Raw genomic sequence first — 7,347 nt, forward strand, 5'->3', positions numbered from 1 at the left:
GTATGTGTTGTTGCAAACCTGAAGCCGGCTAAACTCATGGGCCTTAAAAGTGAAGGTATGCTTCTTGCAGCCAAAGATGAAGACGGTCTGTGTATGATACGTCCAGAAAAGCCTAAAACGGCTGGAACACCTATAGGCTAAGTATGAAAATTGAAGATATCGTAAACCTCACTGAGGGAACACTCACCAACACACCAAAAGTTCAAGCTATAGAAGCTGCGACAGTTTATTACTCAAAAGTAGAGCATGGTGATCTTTTCTTCTCTTCAAATCAAGAAGAGATAGACCAAGCCATAGCCAATGGTGCGTATGCTATCGTTTATGCAGATGACAGTATCGTAAAAAATGATGATGAGATTGCCTGGATAAAAGTTTCAGACTTACAACTCGCAGCCTTTAAACTCATCCGTTATGTGATTATTAGAAAAGAAGCGAAATTCTATTTACTTTCAGAACATGAACAGACATTCCTTAAAATGATACTAGTGCATAAAACTAATATTACCTTTATTTCAAACGATTGGAAAAAGGCATTTGAACAGATACTCAATTCTGAATGTTCACTCTTTATAGGTACAGATAAAGAACTCCTTGAACTTATCAAACCTGACACGCCTAAACTAAAAAGAGAAGTAGAAGGATACCCTGTATCAGATACACTCTTTAGAACAACATTTAAAGTAGGCGGATTTGTCTATCAGGAAAAGGAATTGATTCCTTTTCATTTAGAGTATCTGCTTCGTGCTATAGACTTTTGTGAAACACATGAACTTCCTTATTCAGTGGACCGTCTTAAGTATACTAAACACTTTACACCAGTGTTCATAGATGGAAAGCTCAAAAGTACACAAGCAAGCAAAAGTGCTAAAGTAGCTATATTTACCGACAATCTCTCAGACATCACGAAAGCAAGAGAATACGTCATGAGAAGTAACATGTGGGTTAAAAGTGTTGTTATGACACCGCCTAAGACCAAAGTACCGGGTATCGACCATCCTTATTGGTTTAAAACTAAAGAAGAATTACAGGACCTGCTTAAAAATACCCACTTTAACTACGCATTTATCTACAATGCAGATAAAAGTATGTTAAATACGATTCAAGAAGAGTATTCTCTCTTCTAAAAAATTTTGCACTTACAGTTACTGTGAGTGTGAACTCTTTCTCAGCACCACCATATTTTTTCCATTATCAGCAATAAACTCAACACCATACTCTTTGCAAAGCACTCTAAAAGTCTTAGCCGTAAAAAAGACAATATGTGTCGGATCCTGATGATAGTACCATTTTTTAAAGGCTTCTGCATCATTGGGATGGAACTGTGTCTGCAGTGCCAAGTAGCCACCCTCTTCCAATCTATCTAATAAGCTTTCAAAGACTTCTCTAGGCTGATGCAGATGTTCAAAAACTTCTGTAGAGACAATCAGTTCATACTTTTTCTTCTCATCTAAAGTATCAGGATGATATATAGGATCATAGTAGTCACAATCTATGCCCTCTTTGATAAGAAGTGATGCAAGTAGAGAACTTCTACCACAACCAAAATCAAGTGCTGTTTTTGGCTTGTCCAGTAAAGGAAGTATAAAATCCAAGAAGCGCTGGAAGTAAGCTTGATAGCCTGTATCATTTTCATCATTTTCATGAAGATTATATCGTTCTTTTTGTACAGAGAAGTCTTGGTAACATTCTGGTGATTTAAAAATATATTCGCAATTGTTGCAATTGTAGTATGGAATGTTTGTTTTTTGATCTATAAATGATTCTGTAATTTTATTACAAATATGACACTTCATTTTCATCCTTGTTTATTCATAGTTATGTTACTATTTATTTATTAATGCAAGGACACAATTTAACGATGAAAAGAAGAGATTTTATAGCCAGTACAGCCATTGGAGCTACCGCTTTGGCACTAAGTGGATGCCATAGAGCTGAAGAAAAGAGAGAAGCTGGTTCTGTTAACATCAACCGAGGTAAAAAAGTCACACTCAAGCTTGCAACATCTTGGCCTGCACATTTTCCTATTATGGGGACAGGAGTAGATACTTTTGCCAAACGCTGTTTTGAACTCAGTGGCGGAACGCTTGAGATCAAAGTCTACGCTAAAAACATCCTTGTTCCTGCCCTTCAGGTCTTTGACTCGACTTCTGCAGCACAAATAGATGCTTTTCACTCTGGTGTCTACTACTGGAAAGGTAAGAACCCTGCATTCTCCATCTTTGGTGGAATGCCTCTAGGTCTTACCAGTGAAGAGATGATCACTTGGATGAAGTTTGGTGGCGGATATGAGCTTTGGCGTGAGATGTACGGTAAGTTTAATCTCTATCCACTCATAGGGGGTACAACAGGACCACAGATGGGTGGCTGGTTTAAAAAAGAGATCAACTCGCTTGCAGATCTTAAGGGTCTTAAAATGCGCATCCCTGGTCTGGGTGGAGAAGTGATGAAGAAACTGGGAGTGAACCCTGTACTCTTACCTGCCGGAGAGATCTATACATCACTTGAACGTGGTACCATAGATGCCACAGAATGGGTAGGACCTGCACTTGACAGTATGATGGGCTTTTCAAAAGCAGCTCCATACTACTACACAGGTTGGCATGAGCCTGGTTCTATACTGGAAATCACTTTCAACAAGGCTAGATGGGAAAAGCTAAGCGCTGAACATCAAGCCATTATCACTGCAGCAAGTGAAGAGATGACAGGGAACATGCTTCAGGAGTTCAGATACAAAAATGCCAAAGCACTGCAAGAGCTCCCAAAAGATGTACAGATAAGAACATTCCCAAAAGATATGATGGATGCAGCCAAAATTGCACTAGGTGAAGTGTTAGAAGCGGAAAGTGCCAAAAGCGAAGATTTTAAACGTGTATTAAAAAGCTACGAGGATTTTGTGAAGATCAATAAGCCTTGGGACGACATCAGTACCAAGAACTTTTTAGATATCAGAGGGTAATCCCTCAACTTACCCTACTCCCAAAAAGGAAGTAGGAACTCTATTTGCTCATCACTTAGGATAGCGGTTGTATTGGCTATACATTTGAGATGTATCTTTGTCACTTCAGCTTTCAATTTTGCTATTTCATCTACTTGTGATGCTACTGTACTTGGTGCTTCACGGTCTATCATCGCATCGATCACTTCTGATTCCAACGTGTCTATCTGTATTTTGAGTTTTCCAACACCTTTTTTTGTCTCTTTACGTACTACAAGCAGTTTCTCTTTTTGTTCATCAGTCAATCCCAGTCCTGCTTTGTCCCAGTTCTTCACAAGTAAACCTGTAAAGTGAGGTAAGTTCTCTTGATTTATGAGAAACGGTGAGTCTTGTAATGCATTTATCTTATCATTTTTCTGTACTTCTTTGATCATTGCAACAAACTCAGGTGTTGGGAAGTTCGCCATCATATGATCTGCTATAATCGCTAGATCTTTTTCTGAGACTTTACCTTTAAGTGACGGCATTACACCGAACCCTTGTACTTTGTTGGATTCACAAACAGTTTTAGATGCTTTTGGATATTGTACATAATCCAAGATAAAATCTTTTATCTCTTTTTTGTCCTGCATGACTAGATTGATATGAAACATTATTGCATCCATAGCAGGTGCTTTCATCGTTGGTATCATATCTGGTGTTGGTGTAGTTAACATATGACAGCTTGCACAGTTATTTTTTGTAAGATCAGCACCTGTCGATGCAAACATCAATGAACTAGTCAATGATAATAGTAGTAAAGTCTTTTTCATACTTAATAGTCTTCCTTTGGTAAATTTTAAACTAGTATAATATAGAAGTGTTAATCATACATGAATTAATTATCAATACTTCTTATTTGTATATTCCAGTAGATCTTTTTCACTCAACTCAGCCATAAGACCTGTCAAATTTCTAAGAGAAAAAAGTTGTAACTTCTCACCTTTTTCCTTTTTCAGTTCAGACGAGAATTTGTTTTTAGAAAAGATGACGAAAGTATCTACATCAAGTTCAGCCTGTGCACATTTTTCTTTGAGCTTTGTGAGTTCACTTTTATTGGCTTTTGACTTACCATACTTTGTTACACCTGCTATCATCTCACCTGACTTTCTCTTGATCAAGATATCTATCTCAACATTCTTGTCCCAATACCCACCTATACCAACTATAGGATCACCTTCAAAAGCATCTTTAAAACTCTTTTTGAGCATTTCTAAAACCAACTGGTCGTAGATAAGTTCAGAAAATCCCGATTTTATTTGGGACCAGTGTTCTTTCATCTCGCTATAGTCACCCTCTTTTATACCCTTGTAGTAAGGAGAAATAGAAGAAAACCAAAAACGCATAAAAGGCTGGGTAAACAACAGTTTGTCAGAACTTCCATCTTCTTCCTTCACAGGTTTTTCTACAGATCTGTCAAAAATCAAAAGATCACTTTTAATCAGCCAATCTATAGCTTCCTCTCCTTCTTCTCTTTTGACATTCGCTTTTTTAAATGCAGAATGTTCTCGTCTGTCACCAGAAGCGATGGCAGAAAGCAGTGCATGATAAATCGGCTTGCTCTTTGTCGTATGTGCAATGTCTCCATGTATATATCTGTAATTCTTAAGTACTTTTTCTTCTATCAATTCGTCGATAGATTTGGAAAAGTCAACATTCCATCCCATACCGCCAAACACGGCAAAGTATTCTACAGCCTGTTCAAAGTCAGTGGCAGAGTTTTGAAAGCAGAAAGAGCGAAATTGTTCCAATAGAGTAGGATGATTTGTAGGTTTGTTAGACATATGATAGGACCTTGTATTTATATTTTCAGATTATACCTTAGATGGCGTTATAAAGCCAATCAGATTCTCCCCCCTGCCTTTTTGGTTTCATATACAAAAGTGTCATAATTTAATGTACAATGCTAAAGATGAGAAAAGAAAAAGGATTTAAAGTATGATTATTGATAGATTGGAAAACTGGAAGCATTACCACTTTGGATCTGCATGGACAAAAGCATTTGAGTTTTTACATACCTTATCTGCCGATGCAGAGGAAAAGAAATACACCATAGAAGGTGACGACATCTTTGCTATTGTGATGAGTTATGATACCTGCACTCCTGAAACATCACTATTTGAATCACACAAAAGATATGTAGATATACAAACGGTTCTCATAGGCGCTGAAAGATTTGAATGTTCTTTTACAGACAACCTGTCAATCCATACACCCTATGATGATGCAACAGACGTCCAATGGTACAAACGAATGGCTCCCGGGCAAACACGCGTTGATGTATGTCCTGAAACATTTGTAATGCTGTACCCTCATGATGCACATATGGCTGCCTTGATGACATCTGAAAAATCTGAACATGTCAAAAAAGTAGTAGTCAAAATAAAAACTGAACTCTTACTCGATACTTAGCCAAACATACTTCTTGTAGTCAATAACGTTGCAAGTCCTATCATCATAAAGATGCTAAAAAACTTCATGTAAAACCTGTTGTTGATCATGGTAGAAATGATGGTGCCTGCCAGTACAGCAACAGCTAAAAAACCATAAAGAACAAACATCAAAAAAACTACATTTTGTGGAACTTCCATTGGCTTTTCATCAGGCAAGACAAAAGTCTGCAACCCTATGGTTACAATCCAAATATAAAGTAATACCGCGAAGAAAGCTGTCCAAAATAAAAACTGTATTTTACCGCTTCTTATTAACATAGTTTTCCTTTTAGTACTTTTTGTTGGTGTATACCAATAAGTCATCTTCACTCAAATTATCTAGTAATGAAGCTAGATGAGCATGAGATAAAAGTGTTATATCTGTATCTTTCATCTGCTCAAACTCAGTAGAAAATCCATTTTTAGAGAAGAGTACATAATCAGCTATGTTTAGTTCTGCCTTTTGGCATTTCTCTTTCAGTGAGTTAAGCATGTTTATTTTTGCTGCCTCTTTAGAGTATTTACACTCACCTGCTAACATCTTTCCAGATTTTCTTTTGGCAAGTATCTCTATTTGTACATGTTTGTCGTAGTATGACCCTATGGAGACTATGGGGTCATCTGCAAACTTTTTGGCAACTGTTTGCTTTACGAGGTCCAACACTAACTGGTTACTCAGTAAAATAGAAAAATTGTCTCTAAGTATGTGCCACTTTTGTGTAAATTCACTAAAATCACCTTCTGAAATACTCTTGTAATGAGGAGAGATCACAGCAAACCAAAAACGCATAAAAGGCAATTCAAATAACAATCTATCTGATTTCCCATCACTATCTTTTAAAGGTTTTTCTACTGAAAGATCAAATTTTAACAAACTTTTCTTTTCTAGGTAATCCATAGCTTCTTCGCCTTTGTCTCTACCTATCTTAGCTTTTTTAAATGCATCATGCTCATGGTTCACACCTAATGCAACGATAGACAACAACATATGATACACAGGATTGTTATGTGTATATCTTGTCATGCTTTTATGAATGGGTTCATAGTTACGCAGTACTTTTTCTTCTATAAGTGCCTCTACACTCTTAGAAGTATCTACATCCCACCCCGTACCGCCAAACACTGCAAAATACTCTAAAGCCTTATCAAATTCTCTGATATTGTTCTGATAAGCAAAAGAGCGAAAATGTTGTAGAAGTGTTGGACGTTTTGACATAGGTTAACCTTATTTTAGATATGTGATTATAGCTTAAAGTTAGTCTCCGTCCCCATTCATATATCTATATTATGATTTAGAACATCCTAATGCTGTAGGAAATACCAATGTAATAAACTATTATATAAATTTAATTTATTACATTTATTTATATTATTTCATTAAGTATATATATGTATAATAACTATACATCAAAAGGAGTAATACAATGTTAAAAAAAATGATCTTAATAACAACAGTAACCATAGGTTTGACAAGTAGTGCCATATCAACAGAATTTATGGATAAAGCTTGGGCAAAAAACATGTGTGATGCATGGAATAAGAGTGATACACTTACAACAGGTCTTGCAAAGTGGTCTACAAATAATAAAGACCGAGGATATAAACTGATTCAAATCTACCGAACACAATGCAACGAAGAAAGTAAAGTACAGCTCAATATTATCAATAAAGATGGAAAATCTGTTTGTACCTATGGTGGAAAACCGGATGGAAAGCAAGCAGACTATAGTGTTGATTATATAATGAATGCTACGGATGATGACTGGACATGTATGGGAAAAGGATCTTTTGGATGCGGTGCTATGGGTGCGATGATGTCAGGAAAATTGAAATTTACAGGCCCGAAAGTGGAAGCAATGTCAGTCATGGGTCCTTTTGGCGCATTTCTTGAACTTACCGGAGCTGTAGCAGGTGACAAGAGTCAAACCTGTCCTAAATAAA

10 protein-coding genes are annotated in these 7,347 nt (G+C 36.7%); 5 read left to right on the forward strand and 5 right to left on the reverse strand.

Annotated features, from left to right (window positions below; genetic code table 11):
* Together ABZC96_RS06810 and ABZC96_RS06815 are read left to right on the forward strand one after the other, a co-directional pair.
* The coding region (locus tag ABZC96_RS06810; RefSeq protein WP_373030011.1) for a hypothetical protein at nucleotides 1–141 on the forward strand (141 nt) is incomplete at its 5' end.
* Nucleotides 142–143: 2 nt separating this feature from the next.
* Nucleotides 144–1,124 carry a hypothetical protein gene (locus ABZC96_RS06815; protein WP_373029999.1) on the forward strand — a complete coding sequence of 327 codons (981 nt, stop codon included), beginning with the start codon at nucleotides 144–146 and terminating at the stop codon, nucleotides 1,122–1,124.
* Nucleotides 1,125–1,142: 18 nt separating this feature from the next.
* Here ABZC96_RS06815 and ABZC96_RS06820 read toward each other — a convergent pair whose 3' ends face one another.
* Nucleotides 1,143–1,793, reverse strand: a complete 651-nt coding sequence (locus tag ABZC96_RS06820) for a class I SAM-dependent methyltransferase (RefSeq protein WP_373030001.1) — start codon at nucleotides 1,791–1,793, stop codon at nucleotides 1,143–1,145.
* A gap of 65 nt (nucleotides 1,794–1,858) precedes the next feature.
* Between ABZC96_RS06820 and ABZC96_RS06825 the strand changes: the two genes are divergently transcribed.
* The gene (locus ABZC96_RS06825; protein ID WP_373030002.1) at nucleotides 1,859–2,956 is read left to right on the forward strand and encodes a TRAP transporter substrate-binding protein; all 1,098 of its coding nucleotides are present in this window, start codon (nucleotides 1,859–1,861) and stop codon (nucleotides 2,954–2,956) included.
* A gap of 14 nt (nucleotides 2,957–2,970) precedes the next feature.
* On the opposite strand, the gene ABZC96_RS06830 is transcribed toward ABZC96_RS06825, so the two are convergent.
* Nucleotides 2,971–3,747 carry a hypothetical protein gene (locus ABZC96_RS06830; RefSeq protein ID WP_373030003.1) on the reverse strand — a complete coding sequence of 259 codons (777 nt, stop codon included), beginning with the start codon at nucleotides 3,745–3,747 and terminating at the stop codon, nucleotides 2,971–2,973.
* Between the two features lie 72 nt (nucleotides 3,748–3,819).
* A complete protein-coding gene (locus tag ABZC96_RS06835) occupies nucleotides 3,820–4,758 on the reverse strand; it encodes a DUF234 domain-containing protein (protein ID WP_373030004.1) in 939 nt (312 codons plus the stop codon).
* A gap of 154 nt (nucleotides 4,759–4,912) precedes the next feature.
* Here ABZC96_RS06835 and ABZC96_RS06840 point away from each other — a divergent pair, with 154 nt between their 5' ends.
* On the forward strand, nucleotides 4,913–5,386 hold the full coding sequence (locus ABZC96_RS06840) for a YhcH/YjgK/YiaL family protein (RefSeq protein WP_373030005.1): 474 nt from the start codon (nucleotides 4,913–4,915) through the stop codon (nucleotides 5,384–5,386).
* Here the strand turns inward: ABZC96_RS06840 and ABZC96_RS06845 are convergent.
* Both ABZC96_RS06845 and ABZC96_RS06850 read right to left on the reverse strand, forming a co-directional pair.
* A complete protein-coding gene (locus tag ABZC96_RS06845) occupies nucleotides 5,383–5,685 on the reverse strand; it encodes a hypothetical protein (protein ID WP_373030006.1) in 303 nt (100 codons plus the stop codon). The two genes, ABZC96_RS06840 and ABZC96_RS06845, sit on opposite strands and share 4 nt — an antisense overlap.
* Nucleotides 5,686–5,695: 10 nt before the next feature.
* Entirely contained in the window at nucleotides 5,696–6,622 is a 927-nt protein-coding gene (locus tag ABZC96_RS06850) for a DUF234 domain-containing protein (protein WP_373030008.1), read from the reverse strand.
* A 208-nt stretch (nucleotides 6,623–6,830) separates the two neighbouring features.
* Here ABZC96_RS06850 and ABZC96_RS06855 point away from each other — a divergent pair, with 208 nt between their 5' ends.
* Nucleotides 6,831–7,346, forward strand: a complete 516-nt coding sequence (locus ABZC96_RS06855; protein WP_373030010.1) for a hypothetical protein — start codon at nucleotides 6,831–6,833, stop codon at nucleotides 7,344–7,346.
* The last annotated feature ends 1 nt before the right edge of the window (nucleotide 7,347 follow it).

Source organism: Sulfurovum sp. (assembly GCF_041551015.1).
Lineage (GTDB): Bacteria > Campylobacterota > Campylobacteria > Campylobacterales > Sulfurovaceae > Sulfurovum.